The sequence below is a fragment of the Furfurilactobacillus entadae genome (assembly GCF_045862745.1).
In the GTDB taxonomy this organism is placed as follows: Bacteria; Bacillota; Bacilli; order Lactobacillales; family Lactobacillaceae; genus Furfurilactobacillus; species Furfurilactobacillus entadae.
Genome location: NZ_BQXN01000003.1, coordinates 1 through 18,530, shown reverse-complemented (window position 1 = coordinate 18,530; position 18,530 = coordinate 1). Strand labels below are relative to the sequence as shown.

General features: G+C 48.3%; 18 protein-coding genes. 14 read left to right on the top strand and 4 right to left on the bottom strand.

Features of this window, described 5'->3' with window-relative positions:
* Positions 1 to 2: 2 nt before the first annotated feature.
* The gene (locus tag ACKTR5_RS01970; protein ID WP_407878747.1) at positions 3 to 305 is read left to right on the top strand and encodes a nucleoside triphosphate pyrophosphohydrolase family protein; all 303 of its coding nucleotides are present in this window, start codon (positions 3 to 5) and stop codon (positions 303 to 305) included.
* Positions 306 to 352: 47 nt separating this feature from the next.
* Here the strand turns inward: ACKTR5_RS01970 and ACKTR5_RS01965 are convergent, their stop codons facing one another.
* Positions 353 to 523 carry an SPJ_0845 family protein gene (locus ACKTR5_RS01965; protein ID WP_407878745.1) on the bottom strand — a complete coding sequence of 57 codons (171 nt, stop codon included), beginning with the start codon at positions 521 to 523 and terminating at the stop codon, positions 353 to 355.
* 203 nt (positions 524 to 726) lie between these two features.
* Between ACKTR5_RS01965 and ACKTR5_RS01960 the strand changes: the two genes are divergently transcribed.
* From ACKTR5_RS01960 to ACKTR5_RS01935, 6 genes are all read left to right on the top strand, one after another.
* On the top strand, positions 727 to 2,208 hold the full coding sequence (locus ACKTR5_RS01960; RefSeq protein WP_407878743.1) for an ABC transporter substrate-binding protein/permease: 1,482 nt from the start codon (positions 727 to 729) through the stop codon (positions 2,206 to 2,208).
* Positions 2,201 to 2,953 carry an amino acid ABC transporter ATP-binding protein gene (locus tag ACKTR5_RS01955; RefSeq protein WP_407878742.1) on the top strand — a complete coding sequence of 251 codons (753 nt, stop codon included), beginning with the start codon at positions 2,201 to 2,203 and terminating at the stop codon, positions 2,951 to 2,953. Before ACKTR5_RS01960 ends, ACKTR5_RS01955 begins: the two co-directional genes overlap by 8 nt.
* 29 nt (positions 2,954 to 2,982) lie before the next feature.
* A complete protein-coding gene (locus ACKTR5_RS01950; RefSeq protein ID WP_407878740.1) occupies positions 2,983 to 4,128 on the top strand; it encodes an ArgE/DapE family deacylase in 1,146 nt (381 codons plus the stop codon).
* Between the two features lie 192 nt (positions 4,129 to 4,320).
* Positions 4,321 to 6,162, top strand: a complete 1,842-nt coding sequence (gene uvrC / locus ACKTR5_RS01945; RefSeq protein ID WP_407878739.1) for an excinuclease ABC subunit UvrC — start codon at positions 4,321 to 4,323, stop codon at positions 6,160 to 6,162.
* A gap of 155 nt (positions 6,163 to 6,317) precedes the next feature.
* On the top strand, positions 6,318 to 7,637 hold the full coding sequence (gene obgE, locus ACKTR5_RS01940; RefSeq protein ID WP_407878737.1) for a GTPase ObgE: 1,320 nt from the start codon (positions 6,318 to 6,320) through the stop codon (positions 7,635 to 7,637).
* A 27-nt stretch (positions 7,638 to 7,664) separates the two neighbouring features.
* Positions 7,665 to 9,581 carry an acyltransferase family protein gene (locus ACKTR5_RS01935; RefSeq protein WP_407878736.1) on the top strand — a complete coding sequence of 639 codons (1,917 nt, stop codon included), beginning with the start codon at positions 7,665 to 7,667 and terminating at the stop codon, positions 9,579 to 9,581.
* Positions 9,582 to 9,591: 10 nt separating this feature from the next.
* Here the strand turns inward: ACKTR5_RS01935 and ACKTR5_RS01930 are convergent, their stop codons facing one another.
* Positions 9,592 to 9,873, bottom strand: coding sequence for a hypothetical protein (locus ACKTR5_RS01930; RefSeq protein WP_407878734.1), 282 nt, complete (start codon positions 9,871 to 9,873; stop codon positions 9,592 to 9,594).
* A 246-nt stretch (positions 9,874 to 10,119) separates the two neighbouring features.
* Here ACKTR5_RS01930 and rnz point away from each other — a divergent pair, with 246 nt between their 5' ends.
* The 5 genes from rnz to ACKTR5_RS01905 all read left to right on the top strand — a co-directional run bounded on the left by rnz (position 10,120) and on the right by ACKTR5_RS01905 (position 15,367).
* Positions 10,120 to 11,049: a ribonuclease Z gene (gene rnz / locus ACKTR5_RS01925; RefSeq protein ID WP_407878733.1), complete on the top strand. Its 930-nt coding sequence runs from the start codon at positions 10,120 to 10,122 to the stop codon at positions 11,047 to 11,049.
* A gap of 48 nt (positions 11,050 to 11,097) precedes the next feature.
* Entirely contained in the window at positions 11,098 to 11,982 is an 885-nt protein-coding gene (locus ACKTR5_RS01920) for an SDR family NAD(P)-dependent oxidoreductase (protein WP_407878731.1), read from the top strand.
* Positions 11,982 to 12,383: a LapA family protein gene (locus ACKTR5_RS01915; protein WP_407878730.1), complete on the top strand. Its 402-nt coding sequence runs from the start codon at positions 11,982 to 11,984 to the stop codon at positions 12,381 to 12,383. The genes ACKTR5_RS01920 and ACKTR5_RS01915 overlap by 1 nt, the downstream gene beginning before the upstream one ends.
* A gap of 119 nt (positions 12,384 to 12,502) precedes the next feature.
* A complete protein-coding gene (recJ, locus tag ACKTR5_RS01910; protein WP_407878729.1) occupies positions 12,503 to 14,833 on the top strand; it encodes a single-stranded-DNA-specific exonuclease RecJ in 2,331 nt (776 codons plus the stop codon).
* 15 nt (positions 14,834 to 14,848) lie between these two features.
* Positions 14,849 to 15,367, top strand: a complete 519-nt coding sequence (locus ACKTR5_RS01905) for an adenine phosphoribosyltransferase (RefSeq protein WP_407878728.1) — start codon at positions 14,849 to 14,851, stop codon at positions 15,365 to 15,367.
* Between the two features lie 52 nt (positions 15,368 to 15,419).
* Here ACKTR5_RS01905 and ACKTR5_RS01900 read toward each other — a convergent pair whose 3' ends face one another.
* The gene (locus tag ACKTR5_RS01900; RefSeq protein WP_407878727.1) at positions 15,420 to 16,259 is read right to left on the bottom strand and encodes a LysR family transcriptional regulator; all 840 of its coding nucleotides are present in this window, start codon (positions 16,257 to 16,259) and stop codon (positions 15,420 to 15,422) included.
* Positions 16,260 to 16,373: 114 nt separating this feature from the next.
* Between ACKTR5_RS01900 and ACKTR5_RS01895 the strand changes: the two genes are divergently transcribed.
* Both ACKTR5_RS01895 and ACKTR5_RS01890 read left to right on the top strand, forming a co-directional pair.
* Positions 16,374 to 17,345 carry a TDT family transporter gene (locus tag ACKTR5_RS01895; RefSeq protein WP_407878726.1) on the top strand — a complete coding sequence of 324 codons (972 nt, stop codon included), beginning with the start codon at positions 16,374 to 16,376 and terminating at the stop codon, positions 17,343 to 17,345.
* Positions 17,346 to 17,577: 232 nt separating this feature from the next.
* On the top strand, positions 17,578 to 18,213 hold the full coding sequence (locus tag ACKTR5_RS01890) for an NAD(P)H-binding protein (RefSeq protein ID WP_407878725.1): 636 nt from the start codon (positions 17,578 to 17,580) through the stop codon (positions 18,211 to 18,213).
* Positions 18,214 to 18,292: 79 nt separating this feature from the next.
* Here the strand turns inward: ACKTR5_RS01890 and ACKTR5_RS01885 are convergent.
* Positions 18,293 to 18,530: IS3 family transposase (locus tag ACKTR5_RS01885; protein ID WP_407878723.1), on the bottom strand; the 238-nt coding region annotated here is incomplete at its 5' end.

Here is an 18,530-nt window from a genome sequence, read left to right as displayed (position 1 = left end):
CCATGGAATTTAACGAGTATCAAAAGGAAGCCAAACGCACGTTGTTTGGTAACGAACAGGTCTTAACAAACATCACCTTGGGGGTTGCTAACGAGGCGGGCCAGGTTGTTGATTTGGTGCAACGCTATACATTCCAGGGCCGACCGCTCGATAAAGAAAAGTTGACCCATGAACTGGGCGATACGCTATGGTATCTATCTCAGATTGCTGAATGGGCAAACATCGATTTTGAAGCTGTTGCTAAACAGAATCTCGATGAATTAAATGAACGCTACCCAGACCCGCAGCACGCCAAGTGGGAATAGCACAAAAAAACTCAGGTGAATGATCACCCGAGTTTTTTTGTGCTATTTTATTGGTTATTTGTTTGCTCGTCAGACTTGGTGGCCTTTTTTGGCGTCTCATCCTTGATGTGTTCACGTTTAAGCGGTGTTTTGCTAGGATCCTTCAGATCATCTGGTTCAATCGCGAATTGATCAAACAACTTATCGAGATCATCTTGGCGTTTATAGGTTAAGCCCATGAGTGCGCCTCCTTTCCCTTTATCAACTGCGGTAATTGTAGCAGAAATTGACCGAAAACGGAAATTTCGCAATTTATATGCAAAAACACGGTATTTTAATCACTTTATATGAATAAAACAAACTTATTTTAAATATTTCTTGCATATTATTTCAAACAATCGTATACTCATTTACATTGTTAAAGAGATAAGGGGAGAACAAGATGAAAAAAACCGTCAGTTGGCTATTATTAGTTCTTACCGTATTGGTAACGCTTGGCTTGACACACACGACCAGCCATGCCGAAACGACCGCTACGGATCATTATTTGAGTGACGTCAAGGCAAAGGGGGAACTGGTCGTTGGAACCAGTCCAGATTTCCCGCCCTATGAGTTTACCAAGAACGTCAATGGTAAGTCAGAAGTTGTGGGGATGGACATCGATATCGCTAAAAAAGTGGCGCACGATATGGGCGTTAAGTTAGTGATTAAGCGGATGGACTTTGATTCACTCCTGGTTGCTTTGCAAACTGGGAAGGTCGACATGGTCATTGCTGGGATGAGCAAGACGCCAAAACGGGCCAAGAGTGTTGATTTCAGTAACGTGTACTATAAAGCGGGTGAAGACCTTGTCATTAAGAAGGCCGACGCAAAGAAGATCAAGAGCTACCGTGACCTTGCTAACCAGTCGATTGGGGCCCAAACAGGTTCAATTCAATACAACTTGGTTAAGGGTCAGGCAACAAAATCAACGTTGAAGGGAATGGACAAGGATACCGACCTCATCTTGGCCCTTCAAACCAATAAGATCAGTGCAATCGCACTGGACCAACCAACGGCGGAAGCCTATGCGAAAAACACTCAGGGGCTGGTTGCCATTAATGCCGGCTTTAAGGATGAAGGCGCTCAAGGGTCAGCCATTGCCTTTCCAAAGGGCGCACAATCCATGGTTGATTCAGCCAATAAGTCCATTGCAGACATCAACGCGCACCATTTGATCCAAAAGCAGTACCTTCCTGACGCAGGGAAGTACCTGTCGAACGGAACATCGAAATCTGCGAAGGCGGCCAACTCCATGTGGGCTTACAAGGACTTCTTCGTTGCCGGAGTTGGTTATACCTTAATGATTTCAGCCGTCTCCGTTGTTCTTGGCTTTTTACTTGGGGTGTTATTAGCACTCATGCGGTTGAGTAAAAACAAAGTTGCCAATGGGATTGCGGTTAGTTACATCGAGTTCGTTCGGGGAACACCGTTAATGGTGCAAATCCTGTTCATCTACTTTGGTCTTGGTGTGGTTGTGAACATTCCGGCACTACTTTCCGGGATCATCGCTGTTTCACTGAATTCCGGGGCCTACGTTGCCGAAGTGATCCGGTCAGGGATCAACTCACTGCCGATCGGTCAAACGGAAGCAGCCCGCTCATTAGGGCTCTCACGGGGGTTAACCATGCGCCACGTGATCTTGCCACAAGCCATGAAGAATATTTGGCCAGCATTGGGGAACGAATTCGTTTCTCTGATCAAGGAAAGCTCAATTGTCTCGATCATCGGGGTTAAGGATTTGATTTATCAATCGCGGATCGTTCAGGCAGACACGTATCGGGGCGTAATGCCACTGGTCATTACGATGATTTTATACTTCATTATGACGTTTGGGTTGTCACGGTTGATGAAGTTCTTTGAAGGGAGAATGTCACATGAATAACGAAACAACGCCAGTACTGGCGGTCAATCATTTAAAAAAGGTCTTTGCTAAAAACGAAGTGTTGAAGGACATCACCGAACAGGTGCATAACGGACAGGTGATCTGTCTGATCGGCCCTTCTGGTGCCGGGAAGAGTACGTTTTTACGGTGTTTAAACTTACTGGATCAACCCACGTCAGGAGAGGTGCTTTTTGAAGGCAACGACCTGACGAAGATGGATGATAAGCACTTGGATAAACTCCGGGAAGACATGGGCATGGTGTTTCAAAGCTTTAACCTGTTTCCTCATAAAACGGTGATCGAAAACATCAAGTTAGCGCCAATGAAGGTAAAAAACGTTGATGAGGCGACGGCCACTGCGACGGCACAACAACTGCTCGACCAAGTGGGACTGGCTGATAAGGCGGATGCTTACCCAACGAGCTTGTCTGGCGGACAACAACAACGGGTTGCCATTGCTCGGGCGCTTGCGATGAACCCAAAGGTGATGCTGTTTGATGAACCAACCTCAGCGCTGGACCCTGAAATGGTCGGAGAAGTTTTAAAAGTCATGCAGGATCTAGCTCACGATGGGATGACGATGGTTGTGGTCACTCATGAAATGGGCTTTGCCAGAAACGTTGCGGATAAAGTGTGGTTTATGGCCGACGGGTACATTCAAGAATCAGCAACGCCAAGTGATTTCTTTGATCATCCAAAAACGGATCGGGCGAAGGACTTTTTGGCGAAGGTCTTAGAAGCATAACGGTTAGACAATAGGGCGGGGGTTTCGAAATGGAAGCAGCGGCAGCACTAAAAATTTTAACGGATTTAATTGCAATTCTTTCTGTCAATGATCACGAAGCACAGGTTGCTGATTATCTGGCAGGCCTGTTTGCGGGAGCACCGGTTCAGATCGACCGGGTCACCTATGCACCAGGGCGTGATAATTTAGTGGTGACAATTGGCGATAAGGGGCCGCTCCTTGGCTTTTCTGGGCATGAAGATGTTGTGGCTGCTGGTGACGAAGCAGATTGGCGCTTTCCACCGTTTTCTGGAACCGTAAGTGATGGTAATGTGTACGGGCGAGGTGCCAGTGACATGAAGGCGGGGTTAGCAGCGCAGGTTGTGGCCATGCTTGATTTACTGGCAACTGGTGAACCGTTACCTGGCCGCATCCGGTTACTGGCTTCGGTTGGTGAAGAAACTGGTGAATACGGCGCGGCCCAGTTAACGGCCGCCGGCTTCGCGAATGATCTGGACGGCCTCGTGATTGGTGAACCCAGTGGTTTTGACGTGAAGGTAACCCATAAGGGCGTTATTGATTATAAAGTGACTTCCGTGGGGAAGGGCGCCCATTCATCACGTCCTGACCAGGGGGTCAACGCGATCACACCACTGTTGACGTTTGCTGAACGTGTTCAAACGGTCATGGATAACCATCAAAAGACGGACCCCGTCTTAGGTGGCCTAACCCACGTCATCAGTCAGATCCAGGGTGGGGAACAGGTTAATTCTGTCCCGGCACGCGCTTGGCTAACTGGGAACATTCGGACGATTCCGGCCTATCCAAACGACGAGATAATGGCAGAGTTGGAAGACATCGTCGCAGACCTAAATGCGGCGGGCGCAACGTTAGGAATCAGTTATCAATATCCAGAACTGCCGTTACCGAGTCAGGCAGACACCGCGTTGGCACAGTTAGCGGTGACGGTGTTAGACGAGGACTTTAACCACCATGCTGCATTGGCAGCGGGGACTGGTGCCACGGATGCCTCAGAGTACGTCAAGGTGGCGCACTTACCGATTATCATTGTGGGGCCAGCCGATGGTGCAACGGATCATCAGGTCAACGAACATGTCGCGGTGGCAGATTACCTCCTTGGTTGCCAATTTTACCGAACCCTTGCCGAACGATTCTGGGCGCAAACTGCAAAGTAGCGTTGGTTTATAAATCAGGTATTTAGATGATCGATCTCAGTGGAGATTGATCATTTTTATTTGGCAACATGTTTGAATAAGGTGAAACGGTCTGCCGATTAGAAAATGTGGGCGCATAACTGCTTTTGCTTGCGAACGTGCGTTCATGCGTTATAATTTAACTACGATTTTACGGTAAGGGAGGCTGACAACGTGGCGTCAGAACACATTGAACATAAATTAGCGTTACTGCCTGGCATGCCAGGATGTTATCTCATGAAGGACATCAACGGCCAGATCATTTATGTGGGGAAGGCAAAGAACCTGAAGAACCGGGTCCGCTCGTACTTTAAGAGCAGCCATGAGGGGAAAACGGCTCAGCTTGTGGCTCACATCGTTGACTTTGAGACCATCATTACGTCGACGGATAAAGAAGCCTTTTTATTAGAAATTACGTTGATTCAAAAGCACCAACCGTATTACAACATTAAATTAAAACGGGGAACGGGTTACCCATACATCAAAATCACAAATGAACGTGACCCGCGGATGATTATTGCCAGCGACGTTAAAAAGGATGGGGGCTACTATTTTGGCCCGTATCCGAATGTTTATGCTGCTGAGGAGACGTTACATTTCCTTCAAAAGGTGTACCCGTTGCGGCGTTGTTCCGGTTATCAGGGGCGGCCATGTTTGTATTACCACATGGGCCAATGTTTGGGCGCCTGCTTTAAGGAGGTTCCTGAGCAAGCCTATGAGGAACAAATTAAGCACATTAAGTCGTTTTTGAACGGGAATACTGCGACCGTGATCAAGCACCTCCAGGAGCAAATGAAGACTGCTTCTGAAAAGCTTGAGTTTGAACGCGCTGCTGACCTCCGGGATCAACTGCACTACATTGATGTGACCGTTGAAAAGCAAAAAATCATTAGCACGGACGAGACGCCGCGTGATATTTTCAATTTTTATTTGGACAAGGGATGGCTTTCCATTCAGGTGTTCTTTGTTCGGCAGGCCCGGTTAATGAAACGAGAAAAGCGGTTGTTCCCAGTTGTTTCCACGGCACCAGAAGAAATGCAAACGTTTATCATGCAGTTTTACAACCGGCGAAACGCGATTCTGCCGCGGGAAATCTTGGTGCCAAAAGAGATCGATGCAGAAACGCGGTCGGCCATTGAAGAAGTGCTGAACGTGCCGGTCAACGTCCCCCAACGTGGTGTGCGTCGTGACCTGATGGAAATGGCAGGGAAAAATGCCCGCTTAGTTCTGGAAGAAAAGTTCCGCTTGTTGGAACTGGATGAGCATAAGACGACTGGAGCGATGCAGGAAATTGCGGATGCCCTGCGAATTGCGCCGATTACCCGCATCGAGGCGTTTGACCACTCCCATGAACAAGGGGCAGATTTGGTGTCCGCGATGGTTGTGTTTGAAGATGGGGCACCGAACAAGAAGTTATACCGAAAATATAAGCTGAAGACGGTGGATCATGCGGATGAAACAGCCAGCACCATGGAAGTGATTCGGCGGCGGTATACTCGTTTGCTGAAAGAGCACGCCGCATTGCCGGACTTAATTCTCATGGATGGTGGCGCGATTCAAATGAACGCGGCCAAGGACGTGTTGGAAAACGAGCTGGGATTAATGATTCCAGTTGCCGGAATGGTTAAAAATGACCATCACCGAACGGCCGACTTAATGTTTGGTGAGCAGGATGAACATCTGAATTTAGATCCTAAGTCACAAGGGTTTTACCTGTTGCAACGGATTCAGGATGAAGTTCACCGGTTTGCCATTACGTTCCACCGGCAGTTGCATAATAAGAATTCGCTTAGTTCTCGGCTGGATCAGATTCAGGGCGTCGGGCCAAAGACACGGGCTAAATTATTAAAAAAATACGGATCGTTGAAGAAAATTGCGGCCGCTCCAGTTGCTGAGTTGCATGAACTTGGGTTGTCAGAAGCGGTCGCCCAAACGGTTCACCTTGCAGTGACGGCCATGGTTGCCGGCGAAGCCCAACAATCCTTAAGTTACTTGGATAAACAGACGAACCGCTAAATTGACCTTTTCACGGGTTTTACCGGGATTATTTTGACCCCTTGGCCTACGCACTGTACAATGGTGGAAGCGAATGAACCGCTGTGGACGGTGAAGACCCGCCAAGGAACGTGGCGCCGGTCAATGAGTTAAATTATAGAGACGGAGAAATAAAAATGGCATTTGTTGATCAAGCGACAATTGAAGTGAAGGCAGGTAATGGTGGTAACGGGATTGTCTCCTTTCGTCGTGAAAAATTTGTCGCCAACGGGGGACCGTTTGGTGGTGATGGTGGCCGTGGCGGTAGCGTCATTATGGTCGTGGACGAAGGACTGCGGACGTTAATGGACTTCCGTTATAATCGCCATTGCAAAGCGAAGCATGGTGGCAACGGGATGACCAAGGGCATGACGGGACGTTCCGCTGCTGATATGTACGTTAAGGTTCCTGGTGGAACGATCATCCGGGATCTTGATACAAACGAAATTCTTGGCGACCTCACGGAGAATGGTCAAGAATTGGTGATTGCTAAGGGTGGCCGCGGTGGTCGCGGTAACATTCGGTTTGCAACACCCAAAAACCCAGCACCAGAAATTTCCGAAAACGGGGAACCTGGTCAAGAGCGCCACATTGGGTTGGAATTACAACTATTAGCCGATGTTGGTTTGGTTGGCTTCCCATCCGTTGGGAAATCAACGCTGATGTCCGTTATTACGAACAAGAAGCCGAAAATTGCGGCCTACCACTTCACAACGATCGACCCAAACATCGGAATGGTGCGCTTGGATGATGGGCGTGACTTTGTTATGGCTGATTTACCTGGGTTGATCGAAGGGGCCAGTAATGGTGTCGGTTTAGGCTTCCAATTTTTGCGGCACGTAGAACGCACCCGGGTGTTACTCCACCTGGTGGCTATGGGTGGCGATGAGTTCTTGGCTGATGAAGAAGCCATGACCCCAATCGACGCCTATCGTGCCATTAACAAGGAGTTGGGGAGTTATGACGAAAGTCTACTAGAACGGCCCCAAATCGTTGTGGCAACAAAGATGGACCTTCCGGGCGCGGAGGAACGGTTTGAAGCCTTTAAAGCGGCCTTAGCAACCGATGACTCACTGACAACCAAGCCACAAGTGTTAGCAATTTCATCCGTTTCTCACGCAGGGTTAACACCGTTGATCCAAGCAACGGCGGCCCTACTGGATGAAACACCGGCCATCGAACCAGAAGTGGTTGCAGATCAAGGTGTGGTTTACCAGTATGATGAAAAGATCGCCCCAGCCTTTGAGATCAGTCAAGACGAGGATGGCACGTGGATTCTTAATGGTGATAAGATTGAACGGTTGTTCAAGATGACCAACACGCAGCATGAGCAGAGTATGATTCGGTTTGCCCGGCAGTTGCGGAGTATGGGGGTTGATGATGCGTTGCGTGAAGCTGGCGCTCAGGATGGCGATCCCGTCCAAATCCTCGACTTTACGTTTGATTTTGTTGAATAACTAATTGTAATAAACAGGGGTTAGGTTATGCAGGCAACACCAACGCCGGCGAAACGGCGTTATATCACAGGAATCAACGGACTGCGAACATTAGCGGTTCTGGGTGTCATTGCCTATCATTTACTTCCGGCACTGTTACCGGGCGGTTTTTTGGGTGTTCCGATTTTTCTGGCCCTGACGGGGTATCTCGTCACGGATCAATTTCTTGAACAGTTACATCGTGGTGAACGATTGGCCGTTGGGCAGTTTTATCGCCGGCGGGTGGGGCGTTTATTACCAGCGCTATTTACGATGCTAGTGGCAACAAGTGCGTACATAACGGTGTGCGCACGGCAACTGTTGCCAGGGCTGAAAGCGACGTTGGTGACTAACTTACTTTCCGTTTACAACTGGTTTGAAATTGGCCACGGTCAATCTTACTTTGACCGGTTTAACGGGGAGTCACCGTTTACCCATTTGTGGACGCTGTCCATTGAGGGCCAATTTTATTTAATTTGGCCGCTAGTCATTATTATTCTTGTTCGGCTGGTTAAACGGCGGGCCCGGATTGCCGGCACGTTGACTCTATTGGGAATCATATCAGCAGTGCTAATGGCCGTGCTGTTTAGTGGTTCAGCGTCCATCAACCGGATCTATTACGGCACGGATACCCGGGCATTTTCACTTTTGTTTGGTGGGGCGTTGGCAGCCATTTGGCCCAGTGCACACCTCAATGCAAACCTCGGGACGAATGGTCGGCGAGTCCTGAATTGGCTTGGTGGCGTAAGTCTTGCGGTGATGGTTCTGATGTACTGGCAATTGTCAGGAACAGCCGCTCTGACTTATCATGGTGGAATGGCGCTTTTTTCAGTGATGACAACGGGGCTCTTGGCCGTGGTTGTTCATCCTGGGGCCAGTTGGAATCGGTGGCTGACAAACCCCGTATTCACATGGATTGGGCAACGAAGCTATGGGTTATATTTATACCAATTTCCTGTCATGATTTTTTACGAGCAGCGGGTGGTCAATGTTGCCGATCATAGCTGGTTAAATGCCCTGGCGGAGTTGGCGCTAATTTTAATCCTGACGGAAGTGTCCTACCGGTTCATTGAACAACCGTTAGCGCATGTTGAATGGGCAACGGTGTGGCAAACACTGCGCACGCCACAGCAGTGGGCGAAGCAGCCCGTGGCGCGGTTAGTCACCAGTGCGGTTGTTGGCGTGTTGACCCTTGTGACCGTTATTGGAGCCATTCAGGCATCGACAACGGCAAAGCAACGGGTTGACGCTGTTACCAAGCACATCCAAACGGCAGGCAAACAAACCAAGCAAAAGAATCGCCAAGTTGCAGACGATAAGGCAGCGTTGGCGAGCTCTGCTGCGCACCAACAAAAAGATAATGCAGCTGCCAAAAAGCAACTGTCCGCTAAGCAACAAGCGTTGACAAAAACGTATGGGTTAGAACCAACCGCGGTCCTCGCAGCGCAACAGACGTCGATTACGGCGATTGGGGATTCGGTTCTGGTTGACACAGCGGATGACTTGCAACAGGTCTTTGGTCATGCATACGTTGATGCACAGGTTGGCCGCCAAGTTTGGCAGGCACCGGGAACAATCGAGACACTAAAAAAGCGCCATTTACTGGCGCAAACGGTGTTAATTAATTTAGGAACCAATGCACCATTAACGCAGGCTCAAATTGATGACGTTGTGAAAGCCGTTGGGGCAAACCACACCATTTATTGGGTTAACACGATGGTCCCAACCAAAAATTGGCAGGATCAAGTGAACACCTTATTGGCGCAAAATGCAAAACAACGGCAGCACTTTTATGTAATCGACTGGTATTCGCTAAGTCATGCGCAACCAGCCTGGTTTGGCCCGGATCATGTTCATCCAGATCCAGCAGGGAGTGCAGCCTACACCCGGTTAGTTGTTCAGACAATTACGGCCAAAGCAAAGTAAACAGGCACGTCTACATGAAGACGATTTGTTCATCAACTAGACGGTAACCAAAGAGCTCTCTAGCAGTTGGCGTCACGGTTGTGATTCGCCAGCTACCGGGGAGCTTTTGCGTGCGGGCGTTAAATTGATCCAGGGTCAGTGGCCGACCGGTTCCTGTGTTTAGAATCAATTGATGGGTGTTTGCCTGTTGGGTGAGGTCAGTCACTGGTTGATTATTTTCAGGATGGGCCAAGAATAAGGGCCGGTTAGGGTCATAATCCGCAGTTGAAAATTTAAAGTCGACAATTCGCATGGTTATTAGCGTCTCCATTGGCATAATTAATTGATCTTCTTAGCATACCATGAACCGGCAATGATTGTTTTTTACCGGTAAATTAAGTAAAATTAATGGCGGACGCATCGAAACGTTACGGTCGGTGTTGACCGAAGTTTGAGATCGGTCGATGATGATCGTCTAAGCAAAGCGACAAGCCTGTGAGCCTCACAGCGCTGTTTTAAACACATTTTGTTCATATTAGAAATTAGGTTAAGCATAATTATGGAAATTGAATTTTTAGGGACTGGCGCTGGTTCGCCGGCAAAAGCACGAAACGTTTCAAGTTTGGCATTAAAGTTACTGGATGAACGAAACGCCATTTGGCTGTTCGATTGTGGTGAAGGAACGCAACACCAGATTTTGAACACGACAATCAAGCCACGAAAAATCGAAAAGATTTTTATCACCCATTTGCATGGGGACCACCTTTTCGGGCTCCCTGGCTTACTAAGTTCGCGATCCTTTCAGGGTGGTGGTGAACCGTTGACCATTTATGGCCCCAAAGGCATCAAGGAATATGTTCAAACCAGTTTACGGTTATCTGAATCTGGGTTGACCTATCCGCTACGGTTTGTGGAACTAAATGGTGATGGTGTGTTGTTTGACGATGACACCTTTACCGTTTCCTGCAAGCGGTTGGATCACAAAATCACGTGTTTTGGCTACCGCATTGTTGAAAAGGACCATCAGGGTGAACTACTTGTCGATAAGTTACGGGAAGCAGAAGTTCCTTCTGGCCCCCTGTATGGGCAATTAAAGGCTGGTAAGACCGTGACCTTGCCTGATGGGCGGACCATTGACGGCCACGATTTCATTGGCCCAGCACAAAAGGGGCGGATCGTCAGCATTTTAGGGGACACCCGAAAGACCCGGCGGGCGACAGAACTGGCTCAAAATGCGGATGTCCTTGTCCACGAAAGCACGTTTGCGGCGGATGAAGCAAAGTTGGCACGAAATTACTTCCATTCAACGAGTGCTCAGGCTGCTGAGGTGGCTCGGGATGCGCATGCCGGCAAATTATTACTGAATCACATTTCTGCGCGCTATAATGGACGTGGAGCTAAAGAATTAGAACGACAGGCAAAACAAACGTTTAGCAACACGAAGGTGATGCGCGATTTTGACGTTGTTGAAGTCCCGTTTAAAAAATAACTCGTGGTGGGCATCAAATTGTCTATCAGCGAGATTGAGGTGAACGTTATGATGAACCTTGCAAGTCGGTTAAAAGCATTACGGAATCTGAAAAATCGGATCGTCCTCATTACAGGCGCATCGTCTGGCATTGGGCAGGCAACGGCCTTTGAGGTTGCTCGGCGTGGGGCGATTGTGGTCTTAGTGGCCCGCAACGCGAAAAAGTTGAACCAGATGGCCCAGCAATGCATGCTGTATTCTGGGCGGCCAGCGTTTGCAATGCCGGTGGACATCGGTGATGTTGATGCGGTTGATGAAATGCTGACGACCGTAAGTCATAAAATCGGTTCCGTTGACGTTGTCATTAACGCTGCCGGTTTTGGCGATATGGAGTCTGCGTTGACGACATCAACGGCCACGACCGAACAACTCTTTCGGGTCAACGTGCTTGGCCTGATTTACATTACCCGGCGGTTAGCTTCTGAGATGCTTGATAAACGCTATGGTGCCATCATTAACGTTGCTTCTGTAGCTGCACTTGTTCCAACACCGAAGTCCGCCGTGTATACAGCAACGAAGGCAGCGGTTGTTGGGTACAGTAATGTCCTGCGGCAAGAACTGCGGCCGTTTGGTGTGCAGGTAACAACCGTTAATCCGGGGCCTGTCGCCACAAACTTCTTTAATGTGGCGGACCAAAATGGCACGTATCTATCCCGGGTTGCACGGTTTACGGTGACCCCACAGTTGGTTGCTAGTCGGTTAGTTGAAACGATTGGGTATCACGTTCGTGAAGTAACGGTCCCACGGTACTTTACAGCCGCAGCAATGGCATACCGTGTTTGGCCGGATGCTGGTGACTTTGTCATTAACCAGCTGTTCAAAGAACGGCACCACTGGCCGCGTCGCCATCAACTGAGTGCCACGGATTCAACCACAACACCGGAGGCGGACTAATGAAAAACATGAAGAATAAGAACCAGTGGCGTTTAGTGTTGGTCCTGGTCCTGATTTTAATTGTTGCAGGCTTTGCGCTATTAAACAGTGATAGTGTGCCAATTCATTTCGGCGTCGCCACGGTTAAATGGCCCATGATTTTAATTTTAGTGGTTGCGATTTTGATTGGGGTTGTCATTGCACTGCTTGTCTCAACAGGGAATAATTCGGCCGATAAAAGGGCGGATGCCACATTGGCAAGAGAAAATGAGCAGTTAACCGCCCAAAATAAAGAATTGACCACAAAAAATAACCAGTTAAATCGGTTGGTTAGTGAACGTGATCAAACGATTGAACAACTGCAACAACAGTTGGGCACTGTTAGTGCTGCAACGTCAGCACAAACAAGCTCACAAGGATAAGAGTGACCACTAACGCATAAACCAGGCTGGCACATCGTGTTGGCCTGGTTTATTGATTGCCGGTCATTCCCTCGTGGTGAATGACTGAAAAGTGGGAAACGTAAGGGGAGGACAATGACGTGTTAGAGTCGAAGTTTAAGTGGCAAGTTGCCCCGACACCAGAGGAACAGCAGGTTGAACAATTGGTGTCGTCATTATCAGTGTCACCGTTTTTAGCGCGCTTATTGGTAAGCCGGGGCCTGACAGATGAATCAGCAGCCAAGGGGTGGTTAACCCCGACAATTGATGATCTTCATGATCCGAAGCTAATGGCTGATATGGATCTCGGGGTGGCCCGGATCCAGGCGGCCATTGAAGCTGGTGAAAAGATTACGGTGTACGGCGATTATGATGCAGATGGGTTAACGAGCACATCCTTGATGTACGAAACGTTACTTCAGCTGGGGGCGGATGCAAATTACTACATCCCTAACCGGTTTTCCGACGGGTATGGCCCTAATGTGGCCGCCTTTAACAAACTCATTGACGAGGGAACGGCCTTGTTTGTTACCGTTGATAACGGGGTTGCCGGTAACGAAGCCATCGAAGCGGCTGGTGAGCGTGGCGTGGACGTGGTGGTTACTGATCACCATGAGCTTCCAGATGAGCTCCCGAATGCCTATGCAATTATTCATCCGCGGCACCCAGAAGGAAACTACCCGTTTGGCGGATTATCCGGCGTGGGGGTCGCATTTAAGGTGGCCCAGTGTTTGTTAGACGCGACGGCTGAAGAGTTGAGTGATGAATTAGATCTGGTTGCGATCGGTGAAATTGCTGACCTGGTGCCATTGACTGATGAAAACCATGCCTTAGTGAAATTTGGTCTTCAAGTCATTTCAAATTCGCAACGGCCCGGCCTTGTTGCATTAATGGCGGAAGCAGGGATCAACGCAACTGAAATTAATGAAGAACACGTTGGTTTTGGCATTGCGCCGCGGTTAAACGCGCTTGGTCGGCTGGGTGACGCCAATCCAGCCGTTGACCTTTTGACGACGTTTGACGAAGAACAAGCGAAGTCACTTGCTAAGATGATTAACGGACAAAATGAAGACCGCCAGCAACTTGTGAAACAGATTAGCGAAACAGCGTTGGCGCAAGCCCAGACACCAGAAAACCAGGCCCGGAAGACGTTGATCATTCATGGTGAGGGTTGGCACGAAGGGGTTTTGGGGATTGTTGCCAGCAAGATTGTTGAAGCAACCCATAAACCAACGTTAGTGATGACAGAAAATCCTGAAAAACAAACGTTAAAGGGCTCTGGCCGAAGCATCGAGGGATATGACCTCTTTGCGGCAATCAACCCAATCAGAGAGCGCATGATTGCGTTTGGGGGTCATGCGATGGCCTGTGGACTAACCAGTCCGATTGCTGAATTGCCGGCACTTGCGGATGCATTGGAAGCAGCGTGTGATGAACAGGATGTTGATCTGACCACCAAACCAAGTTTGCCGGTTGCTGGTGTGATCGATCTACCAGAAATCAACGCCACAAACTACCAAACGATCCACCAACTGGGGCCGTTTGGGACGGATAATCCTCAGCCAGTGTTCAAGGTGGCGCCCCAAACGGTTACAAACGTTAAAACGATGGGTGCCACAAAGACGCACTTAAAGTTCACCATGAAGGATGAGGCTGGCCATCAGGTGCCGGCCATTGCCTTTGGTCATGGTGCCTCGTTTGACCAAGTGACCGCGGGCGCTGATCAGGTGACCACGGTTGGCACATTATCAGCCAATGAATGGCAGGGGAAGACGACGTATCAATTAATGGTGAAGGATCTTCAGGTGAACGGGATGGCCATTATCGATGCCAGAACGACAAACCTGATGAAATCACTATTTTCACAGCCAGGAACCTACCTCTTCTTCCACGAAAAATTGGCGACGCAACTGGCTGATTACTTGGAGGACGGCGCCACGGCCGTGTGTGTCGGGCGTGACACGGTACCGACCCACACGACGCACTTAGTCCTTGTTGATTGTCCAGATGACCTAGCAACGTTAACGGACACCCTGACGGCAATGAGCGCTGATAAAGTGACGGTTTACTTTTACGAGCGTGAATCTGCGTATTTGAGTGGGATGCCAAGTCGGGCTGAGTACGGAAAGCTGTTTAAATTTATTGCAACTCACCACGATGTTGATGTGGCTCACCAAATGGATGCCCTTGCTAAATATTTACAAATTGACCACGATAAACTGATTTTCATGATTCAGCTGTTTTTTGAAGTGGGATTTGTTAAAATAGATGCTGGCGTCATGAACGGCGTGCAAGCACCAGAACACGTTGAACTGGCTACGGCAACTGCGTACAAAGAACGACTGGCGCGGATCGATACAGAAGAAAAATTACTCTATTCAAAGGGTCCCCAACTGACAGCTTGGTTGACGGGAGCCATGAACCAGGCTTAAAAGGAGTTGGCTAAATTGGCATTAGACTTAACGAACTACATTGCAACGGTACCTGATTACCCTGAAAAGGGCATCATGTTTCGTGATATTTCACCATTGATGGGTGACGGTGAGGCGTATCATCAGGCAACAGATACCATTGTTAGCTACGCCCGTGATAAGCAGGTCGACATGATCGTCGGCCCTGAATCACGTGGGTTTATCGTTGGTTGTCCCGTCGCCTATGAACTGGGCATTGGGTTTGCACCAGCCCGGAAAAAGGGGAAGTTACCACGGAAGACCATTAAGGCCGATTATGACCTTGAATATGGCACCGCGTCATTGTACATGCACGAAGACGCCATCAAACCCGGCCAGCGCGTGTTGGTTACGGATGATATCTTAGCTACTGGTGGGACCATTGAGGCCACCATCAAGTTGGTTGAGCAGTTGGGAGGCATCGTCGTTGGCTGTGCCTTCCTCTTGCAGTTGAAGGACCTGAATGGCCGTGAAAAGTTAAAGGACTACGATACCTTAGTTTTGATGGACTATTAATTAACTAAAACAAAACCACCAAGCGCTGACATTAGCGATTGGTGGTTTTGTTTTAGTCTGAATATAGCGTTGCCATGAGGGTCCTGAGTAACGTCACGATGGGGGTAACGGCCGCAGCGTCTAATTGCTTAGTGGTCAGGACGTAAAGGTCCCGGTTGAAGTGTGCGTTAAGCGGGGTGAAAGGGACTTCAGATGGCAGAATGCTTTTTGAAACGATGGTTTCACCGGCACCCTGTTGGACTAGATTCATAATTAAATCGTTTCGATTGATGATCATCGTTTGATCGGGATGAAGATCGTATTCTTGAAAAAACTGATCCGTGTAGTGCGCAATGCCGGACCCTTGTTCCCGTTGGAACCACAGGCCGGTTGGCGTCCCAATGCGAACGAGCTGGTCATGAGCGAGCCGTTGACGGGTCATGACGGCGGGGTCGGTGAGAACAGGTTTTTCGATCAGGCCAATGGTTAATTGCTGCTTTGTTAGTTGGTCGGCGATGTAATCAGAATTGGCGACGGTAATGTGCCAATCAAACTGGGGGAGTTGATGACGCGCCTGAATCAAAAACGTGGGGGCCACCGTTTGGGCCAGCGTCTGGGAGAAACCCAACTGGATGATTTGACGTTGTTTTTGATTGACCTGGGCGAGGAGCTGTTCTGTTTCCTGCCATACCTCGCGGAGATGAAGGGCCTGCTTATATAACAGATCGCCTGCCGGAGTGGGTACGATGGCTTGCCGGCGTTTGCGCGTGAACAGGGATTGCCCGACCCGTTTTTCCAACTGACCAATTTGAGCCGAAACGGTGGGCTGGGTGATAAAGAGTTCTTTTGCGGCTAAAGAAAAGCTGCGTGTTTCATAAACGTAGATAAACGTGGTGAGGTACGGATTCATCATGTGACCTCCTTTTTAGATTGAATATTTCTATTATAACAATAAAAATGATTGATTTTATTTATCCTAGAAAATTCGGTAAGCTAGGTTTAGTAAAAACAATGGGGGACAAGACGAATGTTAACACTGTTAAAAAATATCCCAATGGCAATGTGTGGCCTGATCTTAGGACTCGTGTCGTTAGGTAATCTGCTGGTCAATCTTGGGGCAGTGGTCGTTGGTAACGTGGTTGGAATCATCGGGATGCTCTTAATGATGATTGTCTTAATGAAGGTCATCCTGACGTTTACGTCAGTGCAGGATGAATTAATGAATCCATTTACCGCGGGGACGTTGCCAACGTTTACCATGGCGCTGATGATCATTGCGGTCTTTTGGGCCCGTTGGGGTTGGTCAACAGTTGGTTTAAGTCTGTGGTGGCTCGCTTTGATCACACACGTGATCTTGATGATTGCATTTTGTTATGTCCACTTTATGGCACACCGAATTAGCGCAACGGATATTTACCCAAGTTGGTTTGTGATGTTTGTGGGGATTGGTGTGATTCCAGTGACGGCGACACCATTTTCACCAGCGACTGGCCGCCTGTTCTTAGTGCTTGCGCTCGGGTTGTATGCAATTGTGTTTCCAATTGTGATGTGGCGCCTATTTTGGCACCGGCGACTGGCTGAAAATGCGCTTCCGTACCTGATGATTATTGCGGCACCGGCATCGTTATGTTTGACGGGGTACTTGAACATGACACCCACATTAAACGTTGCCGTTGCGGTTGGCTTGGCATTATTTGCGCAAGCGTTGTATGTTATTACAGTTGGGTTTATGGTGCGCTTATATGTAATTGGGCAGCATTCGTTGATTCGGTTTTACCCGAGTTTTGCCGCATTAACGTTCCCACTGGTGATTTCAGCAACCGGATTCCTAACGCTGTTAAAGCGGCTAGGTGTAACGGGGCAATGGTGGAACATTGCAGCAAACGTTGAATTAGGCGTTGCGTTTATCATGGTCATGTTTGTTCTGGGCCACTACTTGCGTTTCCTCGTTGGAAACGTGAAAACGGTCATGACACAAAAACGTTCTGTAAACGAATAAACTAAAAGGCTGACACTTTCCGGAGAGGATAGTGCCAGCCTTTTGATTTAGAAAAAACTGCAAAAAAAAGCGACCACAAAAGTGATCGCCTGGAATGATCCCAAACGGATAAGTTTGGGACAGAAACTATTCTAACATAGATTTGAAGTTAATGCTTGATAATGACCGATTTATTTAATTAACGGGGTATAATATGGAGGTAAAATAACTTTTATCTTTGAAAGCAGGTTGAATGATGAACATTCTTATTTTGGGCGGCTTCGGGAAACTTGGCCAGGAAGTCTATCGTGAACTGGCACCACTCCCAGAGGTCAACGTTACGCTATTTGGTCGGAAGCATGCTGACGCTAAACCAGTCACAGCAGCAAACGTCTTTTATGGTGATGCCACAAAGGTTGAGGACCTTGTTTCAGCGCTAGCTGGAATTGATATTGTTTTCTCAACGCTTGGACCGTTTGAAGTTGAAAAATATGCGGTTCCATTGATCGAAGCAATGAATGAAGCCGGTGTTGGCCGGTTATACTGGTCAACACAGTTCCAAATTGCACGACCAGAAGTGACTCAAGACATGCTGGATCTGGCGGCAACGTTTGGGTTTAGTGAGGAAGTGGAACGCAACTATGTTGAAAACCAAAAACTCGGTGCCTCACTCATTGAATCAAGCAATTTAAGTTACACATTGTTACTGTGCCACTTTTTCAAATACGATGACAGTGTTCAAAAGGCAATCATTGAACCAAGCTCACAGGTAATTGACGGTGGGCCCATCAGCGTTCGTTCACTGGCCGTTACATTGAGTCAGTTATTTCAGAACCCGGATGATTATCGACGGGCTGGCGTGATGATCTCTGCTATGGAAGAACGTTAATGGTAAATTAAAAAAGCGATCACAATTTCCAAGCTAAATGACGTTTACCCAAAAAGTTGGAACTAAATAGTTTTGTTAATTAGGCAGTTAATTGCCGCTCGAAATCGAGTGGTGATTGACCGCCTAATTTTATTTGAATTCGCTTTTGATTGTAATAATTAATCCAGGAATCGATTGCTTTGGTTAGCTCTGAGGCATTTGCGTATTGCTGTAAACTACCGATTTCAACTTTTAATTTATCAAAGACAGTCTCACATGCTGCATTGTCTAAACAAGTCGCTCGTCGAGACATACTTTGCCGGATATGCATTTGTTTG

Excerpts from the sequence above, each read along its gene's own strand:
- ACKTR5_RS01960 (WP_407878743.1), top strand. The coding sequence starts at position 727 with ATGAAAAAAACCGTCAGTTGGCTATTATTAGTTCTTACCGTATTGGTA.
- ACKTR5_RS01890 (WP_407878725.1), top strand. The coding sequence starts at position 17,578 with ATGATGAACATTCTTATTTTGGGCGGCTTCGGGAAACTTGGCCAGGAA.
- ACKTR5_RS01965 (WP_407878745.1), bottom strand. The coding sequence starts at position 523 with ATGGGCTTAACCTATAAACGCCAAGATGATCTCGATAAGTTGTTTGAT.
- obgE (WP_407878737.1), top strand. The coding sequence starts at position 6,318 with ATGGCATTTGTTGATCAAGCGACAATTGAAGTGAAGGCAGGTAATGGT.
- ACKTR5_RS01920 (WP_407878731.1), top strand. The coding sequence starts at position 11,098 with ATGATGAACCTTGCAAGTCGGTTAAAAGCATTACGGAATCTGAAAAAT.
- ACKTR5_RS01935 (WP_407878736.1), top strand. The coding sequence starts at position 7,665 with ATGCAGGCAACACCAACGCCGGCGAAACGGCGTTATATCACAGGAATC.
- ACKTR5_RS01955 (WP_407878742.1), top strand. The coding sequence starts at position 2,201 with ATGAATAACGAAACAACGCCAGTACTGGCGGTCAATCATTTAAAAAAG.
- ACKTR5_RS01930 (WP_407878734.1), bottom strand. The coding sequence starts at position 9,873 with ATGCGAATTGTCGACTTTAAATTTTCAACTGCGGATTATGACCCTAAC.
- ACKTR5_RS01950 (WP_407878740.1), top strand. The coding sequence starts at position 2,983 with ATGGAAGCAGCGGCAGCACTAAAAATTTTAACGGATTTAATTGCAATT.
- ACKTR5_RS01900 (WP_407878727.1), bottom strand. The coding sequence starts at position 16,259 with ATGATGAATCCGTACCTCACCACGTTTATCTACGTTTATGAAACACGC.
- ACKTR5_RS01915 (WP_407878730.1), top strand. The coding sequence starts at position 11,982 with ATGAAAAACATGAAGAATAAGAACCAGTGGCGTTTAGTGTTGGTCCTG.
- ACKTR5_RS01970 (WP_407878747.1), top strand. The coding sequence starts at position 3 with ATGGAATTTAACGAGTATCAAAAGGAAGCCAAACGCACGTTGTTTGGT.
- rnz (WP_407878733.1), top strand. The coding sequence starts at position 10,120 with ATGGAAATTGAATTTTTAGGGACTGGCGCTGGTTCGCCGGCAAAAGCA.
- ACKTR5_RS01895 (WP_407878726.1), top strand. The coding sequence starts at position 16,374 with ATGTTAACACTGTTAAAAAATATCCCAATGGCAATGTGTGGCCTGATC.